The sequence below is a fragment of the Psychrobacter sp. SHUES1 genome (assembly GCF_001652315.1).
Taxonomy (GTDB): domain Bacteria; phylum Pseudomonadota; class Gammaproteobacteria; order Pseudomonadales; family Moraxellaceae; genus Psychrobacter; species Psychrobacter faecalis.
Map to the genome: position 1 here is coordinate 84,104 of NZ_LXWA01000064.1, position 16,563 is coordinate 100,666.

The following is a 16,563-nucleotide window of genomic DNA, read 5'->3' on the forward strand; positions in this document are numbered from 1 at the left end:
AGTTAATGAGCCGACAGTAGAAATACTCACCTTTAATTTGCTTTATTGTATTTAGGATAGTTTAAAAATGAGTCAAAAAATAACCAGTGATTTTAATCACGACACTTACCTACGTGACTTAAAAGGCTATGCAGGCAATCCGCCAAATGCCAATTGGCCGGGCGGAGCAAAAATTGCGGTACAATTTGTACTAAACATTGAAGAAGGCGCAGAAAATAGCGTTATTCATGGCGATGGTCAATCGGAGCGCTTTTTATCGGATGTACTAGGTACGCCCGAATTTAACAACCGCCACCAATCTATCGAATCCGCCTTTGAATATGGTAGCCGAGTCGGCGTTTGGCGCGTGTTAGATACCTTTAAAGAGTATGGTTTACCCATCACCACTTTTACCTGCGCCGCAGCAGCTGAAAAAACGCCGCATATTATCGAGCGCGTGCTAGAAGATGGTCACGAAATCGCCAGTCACGGGCTACGCTGGATTACTTATCAATATATGTATCGCGAAACGGAACGCGAACACGTGCGCCGCGCTACCGAAATCTTCGAGCGTATGCTTGGTCGTCAGCCGCTTGGTTGGTATACCGGCCGCGATAGTCCCAACACGCGTGAGCTGGTTGCCGAACAAGGCGGTTATATCTATGATTCAGACTCTTATGCCGACGAGCTGCCCTACTGGCTCAATGTCAAAGTAGAAGATGGGCAAAAAATCGCCCGCAAGCCGCATTTGGTCATTCCTTATAGTTTAGAGACCAATGATATGCGCTTTGCTTCAAGCCCTGGTTTTACCAATGCTGAGCCTTTTTATCAATACTTAAAGGACAGCTTTGATACCTTGTATGAAGAAGGGGATAAAAATGGTAAAAACGAACCCAAAATGCTGACCATCGGTTTGCACTGCCGCATCATTGGCCGTGCGGGCCGTATCACTGCTCTCAAAAAATTCTTGCAATACATTACTAGCAAACCCGATGTCTGGATATGCCGCCGCGATGACATTGCCAAACACTGGTATGAAAACCATCCAGCTACTGATGATAACATCGCCAACTGGATGTAATCATCTGGCGCTAGCTAAACTAAATACATAAAACTGCTCATTAAACAAAAGGTGACATCATGACTACCACAATTATCGCGAGGCCTTTAACCAAGGCCGAATTTGCACCTTATGGTACGGTGATTGAACCCTATGACAAAGAAGAGCAGACCTCTGAAAACTGCTTCTTTATTAATAAAGGTTATGCGTGTCGACATCATGCGATTACGCAGGCTACGCTTGACGGCGGCGATGTTGGCTTCAGTATCTTTCGTGCCAAAAAGCGCGAACTGCCTATCGCCTTATCGGTGATGGAGTATCATCCCTTTGGGTCGCAAGCGTTTTTTTCGATGAATGGTCAAGATTATATTGTCGTCGTCGCACAAGCTGGTGAACCACCACGTTCGGCCGCTGATTTATCAGTGTTTTATGCCAAATCGCATCAAGGCGTGCAATACGATGCCAATGTCTGGCATCATCCGCTGCTGGCACTTGGTCGCGACTCAGATTTTTTGGTCATTGACCGTATCAATGGTGAGGGTAATAACTGCTACGAGCTGGCCATTGATGATTGGCAAGTGAATATTGAAGTAGCAAATGAACAAGCCGAACCAAATACACAAATCGCAGACTAAGCTGAACTATTTAAGCTATTTTTAATGCCTTGCTTAAATGAAAATAAGACTTAAACAGCCGTACTCACCCTTTATCTCTTGAAGATAGACACTAATTTAACACAGCAAAACCCCCTAAGGATTATTAATAATGCCAATTAAAAGTACCTATTACGCCCCAACTGGCGGCTTACCGCCGCAAACGCAACTGTTATCTGACCGCGCTATTTTTACCGAAGCGTATGCGATTATCCCCAAACGGGTGCTCACCGATATTGTGATTAGCTACCTGCCGTTTTGGGAAGGTATGCGCATGTGGGTGATTGCGCGTCCTTTAAGCGGTTTTGCAGAAACTTTTTCACAGTACATCGTTGAAGTCGCTCCAAACGGCGGCTCCGACAAGCCTGAGCTCGACACTAATGCCGAAGCCGTGCTGTTTGTCGTTGAAGGTGAGATGGATATTACTATCGAAGGCGTAGCCCATCATCTTGAAGCCGGTGGTTATGCTTTCTTACCACCTGCCTGTCAATGGACGCTAAAAAATAATAGTAATGAGCCTGTTAAATTTCACTGGATTCGCAAAGCCTATCAGTTTGTAGAAGGACTTGATGCGCCAGAAGCCTTTGTCACCAGCGATCATGATGTTGAAGCAATTGAGATGCCAGAAACCAATGGTGTTTGGAAAACCACGAGATTTACCGAACAGTCTGATATGCGTCACGATATGCACGTCAATATCGTTACTTTTCAACCAGGCGGCGTGATTCCGTTTGATGAAACCCATGTCATGGAACATGGTTTATATGTGCTAGAAGGTAAAGCCGTCTATCACTTAAACGGTGAATGGGTCGAAGTTGAAGCAGGTGATTTTATGTGGCTACGCGCATTTTGCCCGCAATCTTGTTACGCCGGGGGCCCTGGTCCATTTAGGTATTTACTCTATAAAGACGTAAATAGACACATGCCGTTTATACGTCCACAGCGTTAATTTATCTAAAATTATAAATGACCTAAAAGCCAGCATATCACCATGCGCTGGCTATTATTTTTATTTTCAATTTAACCTTCAACATCAAGCGTTAAACAAATAACGCTAAACGTCCAAACACGTTACTTGTTTTTCTTGTACTACTGTACTAGAATACTGAAACGAAACAATATTTTGCTTATTATCCTTTCTCTTACTAAGATTATATATTATGAGCGCCAATCCTTATCACAGTCTATTAACTCATTTGGCCAGCTGTCACGATAGTAGCGCTATCGACGAGCTATTTACTGCGCTATTGACCGATAAAGAACAACAAGAAATCGCCAATCGCATCCGTATTTTTGATTTGTTAGAGCGCGGTATCACCCAGCGTGAGATATCTGAGCAGCTCGGCGTCGGTATCGCCACTGTCTCGCGCGGTGCGAAAGCCATGCAAAGTCACGATGTGAGCGCCCTACTTAAAACTCATAGAGAAAATACGCATAAAAAAGACGCTTAATTGGGCAAAAACATAATTTCATTCTGCCTTATTTTTTTGATAAATCATTGAACTATTTTGGACATCGTTATGACCGCTTCTACTTCCAAGCCTGACCAACCTGCTGCTATCGAAATTCCTAGCAAACCACAGCGTATCAAACTCACGCAGGATATAGATTTTTTTGCGTTATTTAAGCGTATTGAGCACGCTTTTGAAACTTGTTATTTGCTTGAATCATTGGGCGAGGATGGACATATGGCGCGCCACCATGCCATTGGTTTTGACCCAGTGATGACTATTGCCGCTATCGACCGTACCACCTTAGCAATTACTGATAATAAAACCGCCGAAACCACACATTATCAAACTGACAATCCTTATCAGCTATTACGCAGCATCACCCCGCAGCACGTTATTGCGCGCGACCAAAGCGGCGGACTGGTTGGCTACTTGGGTTATGACAGTGTCAATTTTTTTGAGCCAAGTCTCAACGCCAAAGCCAGTGATGATTTCGAACCCTTCAAATTTGGTGTGTATTTAGATGGCTTAACGCTTGATAAGATGACCGGCGAAATATTCTATTTTTACTATCCAACTGAACAACAAGACAACCGTATAGAGCAAATCAAAGCCTTACTTGACGCGCCCATCCCCAATTATGAACCACCCTCGGTAGAGTTTTTGGGTGATGGCATGAGTCAAGAGGAGCACGCCAAAGCGGTGCTGCAAGTCAAAGAAGACATCATCTCTGGGCGCATCTTTCAGTGCGAAGTTGGTTTTAAATCCAAATATCGCATTGCCGGCGATAAGATGCCGATTTATGAAAAGCTACGCGCGGTTAATCCGTCACCGCATATGTATTTTATGAAATTTTCTCAGCAATGCATCATTGGCGCCTCGCCTGAGTTGCTGTTTCGCCTGCGTCAAGGTGAGATGGAAACCTACCCATTAGCGGGGACTGCCAAGCGCGGCGTCGATATCGCAGAAGACCGTAAGCTTGCCCGCGCGCTACTGAATGATGCCAAAGAGATTGCCGAGCACAATATGCTCGTTGACTTGCATCGTAACGATATCGGCCGTGTGGCACAATTTGGTACGGTAAAGGTGCGTAGCCTCATGGATATCAAACGCTTCTCACACGTGCAGCATATTTCTTCTGAAATCGTCGGGATCTTGCATCCCGATGAAGACATGTTTAGCGCCCTTGCCAGCAACTTCCCCGCCGGTACTTTATCAGGGGCGCCAAAAGTGGAAGCCATTAAAGTGATTAATGAGCTTGAGCCTGATGGCCGCGGTGCTTATGGCGGCGCGCTAGGCTCCTTTAATTTTAATGGTGATTGTATTTTTGCCATTCCTATTCGCAGTCTATTTATCAATGGTGAGTCGGCTTATGCGCAAACTTGCGGCGGCAATGTTTACGACTCCAATCCTGCTGATGAATACTTAGAAATCCAGCGTAAGCTGTCAGCGATGAAAGTGGTGTTAGACAGCTTTATGACAGCGTAAATCCATTATATTTTTGCTAAAGAGCTTATGCCTTATGAATGTTTTAATTATCGACAACTACGACTCGTTTACCTTTAACCTTTATCAATATATTGGCGAGATTTTACAGACCATGGATGGTGATAAAGACGGCGCTAAACAAGCGGCAAATGTCATCGTCAAACGTAATAACGAAATTACCTTGGCTGACGTGCAGGCGATGAATCTTGACCGCATTATCATCTCACCCGGCCCTGGTGCGCCTGACGACCCGGCCTATTTTGGTATTTGCGCCGAAGTAATTGAGGTTATGGGCAAGACGACGCCGCTATTGGGCGTTTGCTTGGGCATGCAGGGCATTGCGCATGTCTTTGGCGGCGAAGTGGTACGAGCCAGCATACCGATGCATGGCAAGGTTTCAGCCATTCGCCATGATAATGCAGGTGTCTATCAAGGCTTGCCACAAGAGATAGAAATCATGCGCTATCATTCGCTAATGGTAAAGGCAGATACGCTACCAGACTGCTTAACTGTTACCGCCGTCGTGAGTAATGACGCCCATCATGACTTAAGACTGACAGATGCAGCGGTCGCAGGTGATGAGATTATGGGACTTGCGCACACTGACTACCCGATACAAGGTGTGCAATTTCACCCAGAGTCGTTTGCGACTGAGGGGGCGAAGCGTTTATTAACGAATTTTTTATTGCAGGTGTAATGCAGGGTTTTAAAAGGCTAATGTTAAAAAGCATAAAGGTATAGTCAAAATGTCCTAAAAACGCTACGGTATTGCTTTTCACTTACTATACAATAAAAAAGACTGGCTATTTAGAAGCCAGTCTTTTTTTAAAATGAACTACTGCTCGATACGCTGTAAAAACGCTTGCGTGCGTGGATGCGTTGAATCCTCAAATAGCTGCTTGGCGCTGCCCTCTTCAACGATATGCCCATCCTCGATTAACACCACATGATCAGCTACATCACGCGCAAAGTTAATCTCATGGGTCACCACCACCATCGTCCAACCTTCAGAAGCCAACTGCTTCATCGTTCCAAGCACATCTTGTACCAACTCTGGGTCAAGCGCCGAAGTTGGCTCATCAAACAGCAACAATGACGGCTCAATCGCCAGCGCACGAGCAATACCAATACGCTGCTGCTGACCACCAGACAACTGAAACGGATACAAATCTGCTTTATCCGATAAGCCGACTTTATCAAGTAACGCCAACGCTTGCTCGCGCGCTTGCGCTTTACTTTGTCCTTGTACCACCGTCGGCCCAAGCATCAAATTCTCAATGGCTGACTTATGCGGAAACAAATTATAAGACTGAAATACCATGCCTGACTTACGTTGCAGGGCGAGCAAGGTTTTCTTTTTTGGCTTGGCGGCAAAGTCGACGGTCAAGCTGCCATCATCAAACGCAATCACCCCTTGATCAGGAATCTCTAACGCATTCAAACAACGCAAAAACGTGGTTTTACCCGACCCTGATGGGCCCAAGATGACCACCACTTTGCCTTTTTCAATGGACAAGTCGATGCCTTTGAGCACTTGATTGCTACCAAAGGCTTTGTGGATATTAGTGACTTGAATCATAGAGGTTTCCGCTTACAAATAAAAAAACGCTGATGGTAAAAAACAACAAGATGGCTGTATTTTTTAGCAAAAATTATTTCGCCACATAACGATCAAGTCTGGTTTCAAGTTTACCCTGAATAAAGGTTAAAAACAGACAAATTGCCCAATAAATAAACGCCGCTTCGGTATAAACCAGCATAAACTCATAATTCCGCGCCGTAATGATTTGCGCCTGTTTGAACAGCTCAGTGACCAGCACCAATGACGCCAAAGACGTGTCTTTTACCAAACTGATAAAGGTATTGGACAATGGTGGCACCGACACTCGCAGCGCTTGCGGCAAAATCACATGGCGAAAGGTCTGTAGATAGGTCAAACCAACTGTGGAGCCCGCTTCCCATTGCCCTTTTGGAATAGACAGAATCGACGCACGTACGGTTTCCGACGCATAAGCACCAATGTTCAACGAAAAGGCGATAATCGCTGACGGAAACGGGTCGAGCTTCACGCCAACACTTGGCAAGCCATAAAAGATAATAAATAGCTGCACCAGCATCGGCGTACCGCGAATGGCGGACACATAGATGCGAGCAAGCCGATAAAGTATCTCATGGAACCAGCCTGCACGCGGCACTATACGAATCAAAGCCACCGTCAGCGCAATTACCATCCCAATCGCAAATGATATCAATGCCAGCGGTATCGAATAATAAATACCGCCTTTGAGCATCGGCCAAAATGAATTGATGACGATTTGGGCGCGTGCAGCATCCATAAAGGGCAATAATGCCAATAAATCGCTTAATACTGAGGTTATAGACGCTAGCATTATTTTTGTTGACTTATATCAGCACCGAAGAATTCTTCGCTAAGTTTGGTTAGCGTGCCGTCAGCTTTTAGCTCAGCCATGGCGCCATTGAGTTTTTCGACAACTGCGTCATCACCTTTCAGCAGCACCAAGCCCGAACCCGTCTGCTCACTGGCAGGCGCAACCAATTTAATCTCAAGATTGGCGTCTGGGAATTTTTTTAGATAGTCCAATACGGCAAGGTTGTCATTCATCGTAAAGTCAGCGCGGCCTTGTTTGACCAACTGAATCGCTTGCGCCATACCATCGACGGGAACGATTTCAGCTTCATAACGCTCTGCCAGCTCACCATAATTACTGCTAAGCGACTGTGCAGAACGCAGTCCTTTTAGCGCTTCCCACGAGCTATAACGATTGTCATCAGTCGGTGCCAATACCACAGCGCCTGACCAGCTATATTCAGTCGCTTTATCGTACTTTGCTAGGCGCTCAGGCGTGGTCAAACCTACCTGATTGGCAACCATGTCAAAACGTTTTGAGTCTAAACCTGCTAGCATGGCATCCCACTGGGTTTCTTTAAATTCAACATCGACCCCAAGTTTATCAGCAACCGCCCGCGTTACTTCGACATCATAACCGGTAAGTTTGCCGCTCTCATCATGGTAGGTAAACGGCGGATACGTACCTTCAGTACCGACGTTAATAGTGCCGCCATTATTGATACGTTGGAGCAAATCAGAACCACCAGTCGCCGCACTATCGGCTGCATTGGTATCGGCATCAGTAGTAGGTGACTGATTACAAGCGGCAAGTAATACCGTACTGGCGACAAAGGCTAAAAGCGTACGACGTTTCATAAGACGTCCTTATAAAGTAGGTGAATAAGGCAAAAAGTAGCAAACCAATAAATAGGGTGAAAGCATTACAAGCAGTCTTGACTAAAAATTGTGCCTATTGGCTGTCATGCTTGGCTTTGGCTTCCCGATTTGAGGATACTGCGGCTATTTTTCAATACTATTTTTCTATTATGTTGCATCAAATAGGCTAAGTGACGGTTAATATTCATAATATTTTTAACGGCAATCCTACTTATGCAACCATGACTTGCTCATATACTATCGCATTTGGGTAAGAATAAACGTACAAAAACAGTGAGTATGCGTAAGATTGTTAAGCTTTACTCATTTATAAAGCTTTATATAGCGACTTTTTAGATGAAACTCCTTGATGAAACTACTTATTCATAATAAGGGTAAGACGAGCTTACTTTGGTTATACTTATATTGGGCGTTTATTATATTAAGTGCTCGCGTAGTAAATAAGCCGTTTTCAATAAAAAAGACATCAACCCTATGACTGATGTCTTTTATACTATTTTTATCAAAATAACTGCTACTTTTTGAACTTATTGGCAAATGTTTTACCGCTGTTAGCGTCGACATTAATACTAACAATCTTGTTACCTTTTAATAGGTCAGCTTTATAATACGCCGTATGATTGGCATAATCGCGATCATTCTCAAATTCAATTTCTAATATCTTACCACCCGTTTGTTTTTCAGCGATATTAATAGCCTTCATAATATCGATTTTCGCTTTTTTCTGAACTTGGTAAACGTTGATATCATCGCCATCAAGACGATCCGTTTCCTTTTTTACAATTTTACCTGTATTGGCATCTACTTTGATTTCATAATTGACGCTATCGGTACTGAATTCTAATTCATAGACGCCACCTTTGCCAATGGCATCGCTATCATCCTCATCAAAATCGGCACTGATTAAAATACCAGAAGCTGATTTACTGGCGATAGTAATGGCTTGCTTTAAGCTAATTTTCGCAGCTTGCGCAGCGCGTACTTCGTCTACATTACTAGCGGCACTGGCGGCTGTAGTTATGACGCCCGTCGTCAAGGCTAATGTCAGACAAGCACCCAATGTTGTTAGCTTAAAACCTTTGAGAATTTTATTCATCATATCGTCTCCTGATTCATATTTTTATTTATTACTATCGATTTTGTTTACCGTATTTTTTATTCAACTCTACCGCTTTTCTTATCATAACGCTGATGAGATAGACCTGTGCAGCAAAAAAGTATCCTAATGTATCATCATTGTTTGCAGTCAAAAAAACCGCGCCTATCCTCTTAGATAAGCGCGGTTTATGAAAAACTGCTTTCGTATTAAGACAAGTTTAGTTCAAGATACCATAAGCACATAAGGCATCAGCAACGCGTTTAAAACCAACGATATTTGCCCCTGCCATATAGTCGATATAACCGTTATCGGTCTGGTTATATTTTTCTGAAGCGTCAGCGGCGCAGTCGTGGATATTTTTCATAATGCACTTTAAGCGCTCATCGACTTCTTCAAAGGTTTTATATTGACGTACAGAGTTTTGTGACATCTCAAGACCCGATACCGCGACCCCGCCTGCGTTGGCCGCTTTACCTGGTGCATAGTGGACGCGGTGCAAACGCACATAGTCAATCGCATCAGCGGTCAGTGGCATGTTAGCGCCTTCGGCAATATATTTAATGCCGTTTTCAACCATTAATTTGGCATCTTCTTCATCAACTTCGTTTTGGGTCGCTGATGGAATGGCAATATCACCTTTGATATGCCAAGGTTTTTGCTTAGCCAACCATTCACCGCCGAATACATCGACATAATCACACAACGGCTTACTTTGGGCTTTTTGCTCTTTTAGCCAGTTGATTTTTTCTTGGTCCATACCGTTTGCATCGTGCAGCGTACCTTGTGAGTCAGATACCGTTAGTACTGTTGCACCCAGCATGTGGGCTTTTTCAGCGGCGTGGAGTGAGACGTTACCGGCACCTGATACCAACACTTTTTTGCCTTTGATGTTATCGTTTTGAGCGGCAAGCATGTTTTCTAAGAAGTAAACTGCGCCATAGCCCGTCGCTTCAGTACGCATCAAGCTACCACCAAAACCCACGCCCTTACCAGTCAAGACGCCGCCGTGCTCACGGGTTAGATTCTTATACATCGCAAACATATAGCTGACTTCACGTCCACCGACGCCGATATCGCCTGCCGGTACATCGATGTCTTTACTGACATATGGATGCAGCTCACGCATAAAGGCATAGCAAAAACGGCGGATTTCACTGTCAGACTTACCTTTAGGATCAAAATCAGCGCCACCTTTACCGCCGCCCATCGGCAAGCCAGTTAAGGCGTTTTTGAAAATTTGCTCAAAACCTAAGAACTTAAGGACCGATTGGTTGACGGTAGGATGAAAGCGGATTCCGCCTTTATAAGGGCCTAAGGCATTGCTGAATTGTACACGCCAGCCGCGGTTGACCTGCACTTCACCCTTATCGTTTTCCCAGTTGATACGAAAAGCGATAACACGGTCAGGCTCGACAAGACGCTCAAATATTTTGAACGTATCATATTCCGGATGGGCGTCGTATAGCGGAGCAATGGTGATTGCAACTTCTTTTACCGCCTGAATAAATTCAGGTTGATGGGCGTAACGTGCTTCGACTTTTTCGATTGCCTGACTGATACTCATATAGGTTCCTTAGGGTAAAAATGGTCATCGTGCTGATTCACGTGGGTGTTTTATCGCTTAAATACAAACGATGGGATTTAAAACACCAATGTGAGATTGAAATCGTTTCTATACGCTAGTAAATATAGAAACTGGGAGATTAGAAGCCAACTGAATGTGTCTCTAAATCGTAAACCCAGAAGCACAAACAATTTTTATCTCATAACTATATAGCATTTTTTTGCCGTATAAGTCTAGTAAATATCACCATCATCAAAATTTATAAAGGATATTTATTTCATTATAATCTATCAATAAACCTGCCGTGAAAACTCGTTAGTCAAAAAAACGACCACTGTTATTTGAGTGATTTACGGTGATTTTGTGCAACATTGTCGTCTTAACTAACCCTTTGATTGCTTTACTTGCTACTTAGACTATAGGAAAAAAACACATTAATGGAAAATAAAAATACTAAACAACTTAAACTATGCCAACTTTTATTTATTAATCGCAATGAAATTGCGATAAACGGTAGTGAAATAGTATTGAGCGGTAAAAAAAACACCGAATATTAAGGCTTCAAACGTTGTTCAGCCATATCAATGGTGATAGTAAGGATTTATAATATCGCCCGCTAGTCGAAGACTAAAATCAGCAAATCCTCAATCCCAATTATCCCCTTATTTATTCGTCACAGAGAAATCGTTATGCGTACAGACTCATTCCAGCAAATCTTGGAAGACCTAAACAGCTCATCTGCCGATGTTGAAGCATCTGCCCTTATCTCGAACGACGGTCTTATGATTGCATCGGCGCTGCCTACAGGCGTTGATGAAGACCGCGTTGGCGCGATGTCTGCTGCTTTATTATCACTAGGTGACCGCGCAGGTCGTGAATTGGCTCGTGGTAGCATCGACCGTATTATGATCCAAGGCGAAAAAGGCTATGTGATTATGACCTCATCAGGTGATGAGGCGGTATTAACCATTATGGCAAAACCAAACGCCAAACTTGGCTTGATATTCTTAGATATTAAGCGCGCCTCAGAAGCCTTGGCAAAACTTATCTAATACTTATTTTTAAAGTTCTGTCATTAAGACTTTATGGGCTATCAGCGCTATAAACTACTTGATAAACAACACTTTAAATGAAAAATCATGCCTTGTCTTATAAAAATTATTTAAGGTATTGCATACCGTTTATATTGAATAAATCTAACAGTGCGGTTTAAAACCTGAGTTTAATTGTCAGTTTGCCATATAAATTTAAGTCATACGCTTAAACCAAATATTTTTTCAATAAGGTTTACGCTTTTTAATAATTATCACAACCATGATAAATGAAGGAGATTACAATGGGTTCTCCACTCCCCGACGCCATGAAGCCTGACATGCCAGCAGAAGAAGTCACTCTGACTTACCACGACGGCACTTCGCGCACTGTTTATGATACCGGTATCGAACGCCCTTATCCTGACGGTAAATTAATCGTCTCACGTACCGACTTAAACGGCGTTTTGACGCACGTGAATGATGCCTTTGTCGAGATTAGCGGCTATGATGTCGATGAATTAATCGGTAAGCAGCATTATATTTTACGCCATCCTGATATGCCAAAAGCGGCTTATAAAGACCTATGGTCGACCGCCGACGCTGGGCAAAAATGGCATGGCTATGTGAAAAACTTATGCAAAGATGGCAGTCACTATTGGGTTTACGCGACTGTCGTACCAAACGTGCGCCGCGGCGAAACGGTTGGTTATACTTCTGTGCGCCGTAAACCATCGCGCAGCAAGATTGATGCGGCAATCGCCCAATATGCCGAAATGAAACAAAATGAGGAAGGCTAAATCATGACGACACATAATATGTTAATCGCGCCTGATTTTTCGCCGGAGCGTTTTGCAGGCTGGCACATGTTTAATACTTTGATTCAAAAGCGTGCCAATCTCAACATGCACCTAAACATCCCTACCTCGCATGCTGAGCAAGAAACCGTTATCAGTGAAGGTGATATTCAAGTTATTTATGCCAACCCTTTTGATGCGGCTACCCTTATCCGTGAGCACGGTTACCATGCGGTTGCGCGCCCTATCGGCAAATCTGATGAGATGGTCATCGCCGCGGCGGCAAATAGCGATATCAATAGCTTAGACGACATCAAAGCTGGCGCTACTATAGCAATGGCTGATAACCACGATGTAAAATTGATTGGTTTACGCCTGCTTGAAGCGGTCGATATCGAAGAAGCCGACCTTAACTGGTCAGTGACTGAAACCTATCAGGCAGCGGCGCGCCAAGTGATTAAGGGTGACGCGCAAGCAGCGTTCTTTTTGGCAGAGATTTTCCATAGCTTTTCACGCCTAACCAAAGCGCAGCTATCAGTGTTAATCGAAAGCGATTTGGCCGATATCAGCCACGTTTTGCTGATTAAAGACGGCTTTCCGGATACTGACATTTTGATGGATGCCATTTTGAATCTGCATAACGATGATGATGGTAAAGAAGCGTTGACTGAACTTGGTATGCCGCAAGGTTTTGAAGCTATGAACGAAGAAGACGCAGAATTTATGATTGATTTGATGCAAACGTTACTTGACTAGCAGGTTCATTGGCATCTTACTGCCGTCATAGCCTATTAGGCTACAATAATGCTAAGCAACCATCGCTATGGTCTATCACGTCATAGCGATTGAGCAAAGTGGTGGCCTAATAGCATTTTTATTAATACTTTTTGAATAACTTTTTAATCGCTTTTTGCATAGTGCTATGACTAACAGGACACGCTTATGTCTGATTTAGATCTCATCAAAGAAAGTGAAATGGCAGCACGGCGCGTCTATCGTCTTTATTCGCGTAAAATATTTATCGCACCCAACAACCGCCATTTTCACGAACAACGTATCAATGCTGCCCTACTGTTAAACGAAAAAGAACCACTACAAGGCGCGGTAGCCGATTTTTTTTATGGCTGCTGGTATGACATCCCTTATGATGTCACCAATATGTTTACCCGCTTGCAAGGGCGCATGCTGCCGCCTATCGAGCAAGGCTTTCGTGATTGTATCGATAAAAAAAGCTATATCCAAAAAAACAGTATGCTGGCAACGCGCTGGAGCGTACTGGTCTCACCATCTTTAAATGAACAGACGCAGCGCCTGCGTGTCAGTAGCGATGACGCCAAAGAAATCGCTAAAGACATCACCAACGATTTGATGCTCGCGCGTGACAATCAAGACTGGGATACCATAGAGCAAATCGAAAACGAGTTTTTTGCCCATTGTATCGCGCGTCACGACCGTCTGGCATTCTCCTTGGTTTGGTTTCGCTTGGGTAAAAGCGATTGGCAATTCGATGCGCGCTGGAATGACTGTCAGCAAAAACTTGAGCAAACCAAAGACACACAAGACGCTTAACGTGCTTATTTTTCATAGCATCATCAACATTCATCTAACGAGTAGCCGCTATGTCTTCTTATTTAAACGCTGATAAAACCTATCTGACCTTGACCCCAGCTGGCATTTTTGAGGCATTTTCGCAAAGTGAACCAACGCCTGAGCAGTTATCCTTGCAAGATTTATTGTCGCATAACGAGACGCTGCTGGCCGCTGACTGGCTCGAGCGCTATTCTGATGAATGGTTAGACAGCTTTTTAGAACATGGCTGGATTGAGAAGCTGTCGCTATTTTTGCCCGCGCCAAATTTGCCGCTTGATCAATTTTTACCGTATGTGGTTTCAAGCTTGTCGGGTAAACGCCGCGCGGCGATTGGTTCTGATGAAGGGTTTTGTCTGGCACGGATTGGCTATAGCCAAGAAGAAGCGGATATGCTCAGTGTGGCGGCGGCGGACTTTTCAGGCTTTATGCTACGCCAAAAACAACGCGGCTGGGCAGTAGAGAGCCAAGCGATTTCTTTCTTTCAGCAAGTTGATTTGCTGATTCCTGAAACCAGTTTTGTATTTTTATGGATTGATGGCTCAGGCTACGTGCTTATCATCGATGGCGAACCTTTAACCAACAACCGTGCCTTTGTTGAGTTGGTATGGGCGCTTAAAACGTCTGGGCTTAGATTTACTAATTAGACCGAATATTTAGCAAACTACACTTAATAAAACCAGTTGCTTCTTATAAATGCACTCTTTAACCATAAGCGGTGCATTTTTTGTATCTGTAACTTAAACTACTGAATATGATAATAAAAATTACCATTTATAATTTTATCGCGTAATAACAATACCCTTAGAATTAACAATAAAGGTTTAAACGTTAGATTATACTTATTATAAGCAACTGTTTACTTTTCCGTTAAATTTATAATTTTAATAAAAACCTCCATTGCTAGATTTTCCTCATCTTCACATTTCCAATGTTTTAAATCATCTTTATTAATAACTACATTCCCCGAACGTGGCAACTTTTGCCAAACCTTGCATTCTTGCTTATTTTTAGGACAGTTTATGGCTTCGCTAACCACTGTGCGCGTACGTTATCAAACGATTGAAATTGGCAGCACCGACATCCACATTTGTACTTTACGTGACAATCAACAATTTAGTGACCCTGATAATGAGGCGCTGGACCTTGGTATTTGCTCGGCGTCGTGGCCGATGTTTGGCGTGATTTGGCCGTCAAGCTTGGTGCTGGCCAATCATATGCTTGATTATGATATTGCAGGCAAGCGTATCTTAGAAGTTGGCTGCGGTATGGCATTATCAAGTCTACTACTGAACCATCGCCATGCCGATATTACAGCGACCGATTATCATCCGACGGTTGAGTATTTTTTAGATAGAAATACCACGCTAAATAATAATAAAGAGATTAACTTTGAGCGCTTAGACTGGGCTGAAGACAATAGCCATCTTGGCAAATTCGATATCATCATTGGTAGTGACTTGCTATATGAAGACCAGCATATTGATATCTTAGCGGAGTTTATCGAACGTCATGCGCTGCCAACTTGTGAGGTTATCGTCGTTGACCCTGGACGCGGGCGCAAAAACAAGCTGACCCATAAGATGGTTGAATTTGGCTTTAGCAGTCAGCACGTGAAACCTGAGGACACCACTTATCTTGAGCTACCTTTTAAAGGGCATATTTTGACGTTTTCGCGTTAATATTTAAAACAATCAAAACTTATAGAATAAAAAAAGACGCCATTTTACGGCGTCTTTTTTATGCATTTTATATCGCGATTTATTGCTAGTGTCATTTATAAGTTTATGTATTTACAAGCGTCGAACCAAAGGTGGTTGCACACGTGAATACATGATTAATGAGATACCATTAGATATCAGCTCAATGGCCAATAGGACGCCAAGAATATAAGTCGCTGACTGCGGATAGCTGGTGAATATCATGATAGCCAACGCAATCGAGATAAGCCCTGAGATTAATATTGGCACAAAAGCCACGGTTCGGCGTAAACCAAAAGCAACTATTACTCTGACAATACCCGTTGCCATAAATAAAATCGCAATCACCATGGTTAGGGTCAAAATACCTTGTAGCGGGTTTTGTAGTAGCTCAATACCAATAAATATGCCAAGTACACCGCCGATGGCCGCCAACACTTTACCCGTCGTGGTATAAGCACGGAACAGGGCAATAAACTGTAAAATACCAACCAAAAGAAAGACGAATCCAGCCAGTTGTTCGGCAGCGAAACTGGCGCTAAGCGGATTAAAAAAAGCAAAGATACCGCCAAGAATACTGATGATACCAACGACTAGCCACAGTGTACGACTCATAAGATCCCCTTACTTTATATTTACCCCACTCTCAACTTGAAATAAGCAAATCAAACTGAAGAGGCGGGTTACCAAGTTTTTTGTTGAGTACAAAGCACAGATTGTGTGAAAGAATCTTACGAATCAATCGATGAGACAAATGCCATAAATCTCTTGCTCGTACCCTTTGTATATTAAATCGTTCTGATAGCTGACCAATGACTGTTTCAACGATACGGCGGGCTTTCATCAGCCGTCTTACCACAGGTTTGGGTCTATCTTCTTTCATATTAGCTCTGAGTGGCGTTTGTAA

19 protein-coding genes are annotated in these 16,563 nt (G+C 43.4%); 12 read left to right on the plus strand and 7 right to left on the minus strand.

Features of this window, described 5'->3' with window-relative positions; all coding sequences use genetic code 11:
• Positions 1–67: 67 nt before the first annotated feature.
• From puuE to A7325_RS09075, 6 genes are all read left to right on the plus strand, one after another.
• Entirely contained in the window at positions 68–1,060 is a 993-nt protein-coding gene (gene puuE, locus A7325_RS09050) for an allantoinase PuuE (protein WP_068407222.1), read from the plus strand.
• A 59-nt stretch (positions 1,061–1,119) separates the two neighbouring features.
• The gene (locus A7325_RS09055) at positions 1,120–1,674 is read left to right on the plus strand and encodes an ureidoglycolate lyase (protein WP_068407225.1); all 555 of its coding nucleotides are present in this window, start codon (positions 1,120–1,122) and stop codon (positions 1,672–1,674) included.
• A 130-nt stretch (positions 1,675–1,804) separates the two neighbouring features.
• Positions 1,805–2,641: a bifunctional allantoicase/(S)-ureidoglycine aminohydrolase gene (locus A7325_RS09060; RefSeq protein WP_068407228.1), complete on the plus strand. Its 837-nt coding sequence runs from the start codon at positions 1,805–1,807 to the stop codon at positions 2,639–2,641.
• A 211-nt stretch (positions 2,642–2,852) separates the two neighbouring features.
• Positions 2,853–3,143, plus strand: coding sequence for a Trp family transcriptional regulator (locus tag A7325_RS09065; RefSeq protein WP_068407232.1), 291 nt, complete (start codon positions 2,853–2,855; stop codon positions 3,141–3,143).
• 69 nt (positions 3,144–3,212) lie between these two features.
• The gene (locus tag A7325_RS09070) at positions 3,213–4,631 is read left to right on the plus strand and encodes an anthranilate synthase component I family protein (RefSeq protein WP_068407234.1); all 1,419 of its coding nucleotides are present in this window, start codon (positions 3,213–3,215) and stop codon (positions 4,629–4,631) included.
• A 34-nt stretch (positions 4,632–4,665) separates the two neighbouring features.
• Positions 4,666–5,328 carry an anthranilate synthase component II gene (locus A7325_RS09075; RefSeq protein WP_068407237.1) on the plus strand — a complete coding sequence of 221 codons (663 nt, stop codon included), beginning with the start codon at positions 4,666–4,668 and terminating at the stop codon, positions 5,326–5,328.
• Positions 5,329–5,466: 138 nt separating this feature from the next.
• Here the strand turns inward: A7325_RS09075 and A7325_RS09080 are convergent, their stop codons facing one another.
• The 5 genes from A7325_RS09080 to gdhA form a co-directional block, all read right to left on the minus strand.
• Positions 5,467–6,210: an amino acid ABC transporter ATP-binding protein gene (locus tag A7325_RS09080; RefSeq protein WP_068407240.1), complete on the minus strand. Its 744-nt coding sequence runs from the start codon at positions 6,208–6,210 to the stop codon at positions 5,467–5,469.
• A 73-nt stretch (positions 6,211–6,283) separates the two neighbouring features.
• Positions 6,284–6,967: an amino acid ABC transporter permease gene (locus A7325_RS09085; protein ID WP_180952590.1), complete on the minus strand. Its 684-nt coding sequence runs from the start codon at positions 6,965–6,967 to the stop codon at positions 6,284–6,286.
• A gap of 53 nt (positions 6,968–7,020) precedes the next feature.
• Positions 7,021–7,857 (minus strand): amino acid ABC transporter substrate-binding protein, encoded by an 837-nt coding sequence (locus A7325_RS09090; protein ID WP_068407244.1) that lies wholly within the window; start codon positions 7,855–7,857, stop codon positions 7,021–7,023.
• Between the two features lie 535 nt (positions 7,858–8,392).
• Positions 8,393–8,977, minus strand: coding sequence for a PepSY domain-containing protein (locus A7325_RS09095; protein ID WP_068407247.1), 585 nt, complete (start codon positions 8,975–8,977; stop codon positions 8,393–8,395).
• Between the two features lie 217 nt (positions 8,978–9,194).
• Positions 9,195–10,541, minus strand: coding sequence for an NADP-specific glutamate dehydrogenase (gene gdhA / locus A7325_RS09100; protein WP_068407251.1), 1,347 nt, complete (start codon positions 10,539–10,541; stop codon positions 9,195–9,197).
• Between the two features lie 689 nt (positions 10,542–11,230).
• Here gdhA and A7325_RS09105 point away from each other — a divergent pair.
• The 6 genes from A7325_RS09105 to A7325_RS09130 all read left to right on the plus strand — a co-directional run bounded on the left by A7325_RS09105 (position 11,231) and on the right by A7325_RS09130 (position 15,638).
• Entirely contained in the window at positions 11,231–11,593 is a 363-nt protein-coding gene (locus tag A7325_RS09105) for a roadblock/LC7 domain-containing protein (RefSeq protein WP_010201036.1), read from the plus strand.
• A 284-nt stretch (positions 11,594–11,877) separates the two neighbouring features.
• Positions 11,878–12,372: a PAS domain-containing protein gene (locus A7325_RS09110; RefSeq protein WP_082894364.1), complete on the plus strand. Its 495-nt coding sequence runs from the start codon at positions 11,878–11,880 to the stop codon at positions 12,370–12,372.
• Positions 12,373–12,375: 3 nt separating this feature from the next.
• Complete coding sequence (locus A7325_RS09115; RefSeq protein WP_068407257.1) at positions 12,376–13,125, plus strand: PhnD/SsuA/transferrin family substrate-binding protein; 750 nt, start codon at positions 12,376–12,378, stop codon at positions 13,123–13,125.
• A gap of 186 nt (positions 13,126–13,311) precedes the next feature.
• Complete coding sequence (locus tag A7325_RS09120) at positions 13,312–13,938, plus strand: hypothetical protein (protein ID WP_068407260.1); 627 nt, start codon at positions 13,312–13,314, stop codon at positions 13,936–13,938.
• Between the two features lie 50 nt (positions 13,939–13,988).
• A complete protein-coding gene (locus tag A7325_RS09125; protein ID WP_068407263.1) occupies positions 13,989–14,603 on the plus strand; it encodes a hypothetical protein in 615 nt (204 codons plus the stop codon).
• A gap of 375 nt (positions 14,604–14,978) precedes the next feature.
• On the plus strand, positions 14,979–15,638 hold the full coding sequence (locus A7325_RS09130; protein ID WP_068407265.1) for a class I SAM-dependent methyltransferase: 660 nt from the start codon (positions 14,979–14,981) through the stop codon (positions 15,636–15,638).
• A 111-nt stretch (positions 15,639–15,749) separates the two neighbouring features.
• On the opposite strand, the gene A7325_RS09135 is transcribed toward A7325_RS09130, so the two are convergent.
• Positions 15,750–16,271 (minus strand): HdeD family acid-resistance protein, encoded by a 522-nt coding sequence (locus A7325_RS09135; RefSeq protein ID WP_068407267.1) that lies wholly within the window; start codon positions 16,269–16,271, stop codon positions 15,750–15,752.
• Between the two features lie 31 nt (positions 16,272–16,302).
• Positions 16,303–16,563 (minus strand): transposase (locus tag A7325_RS13500; RefSeq protein WP_156508507.1); only part of this gene is annotated, 261 nt, incomplete at its 5' end.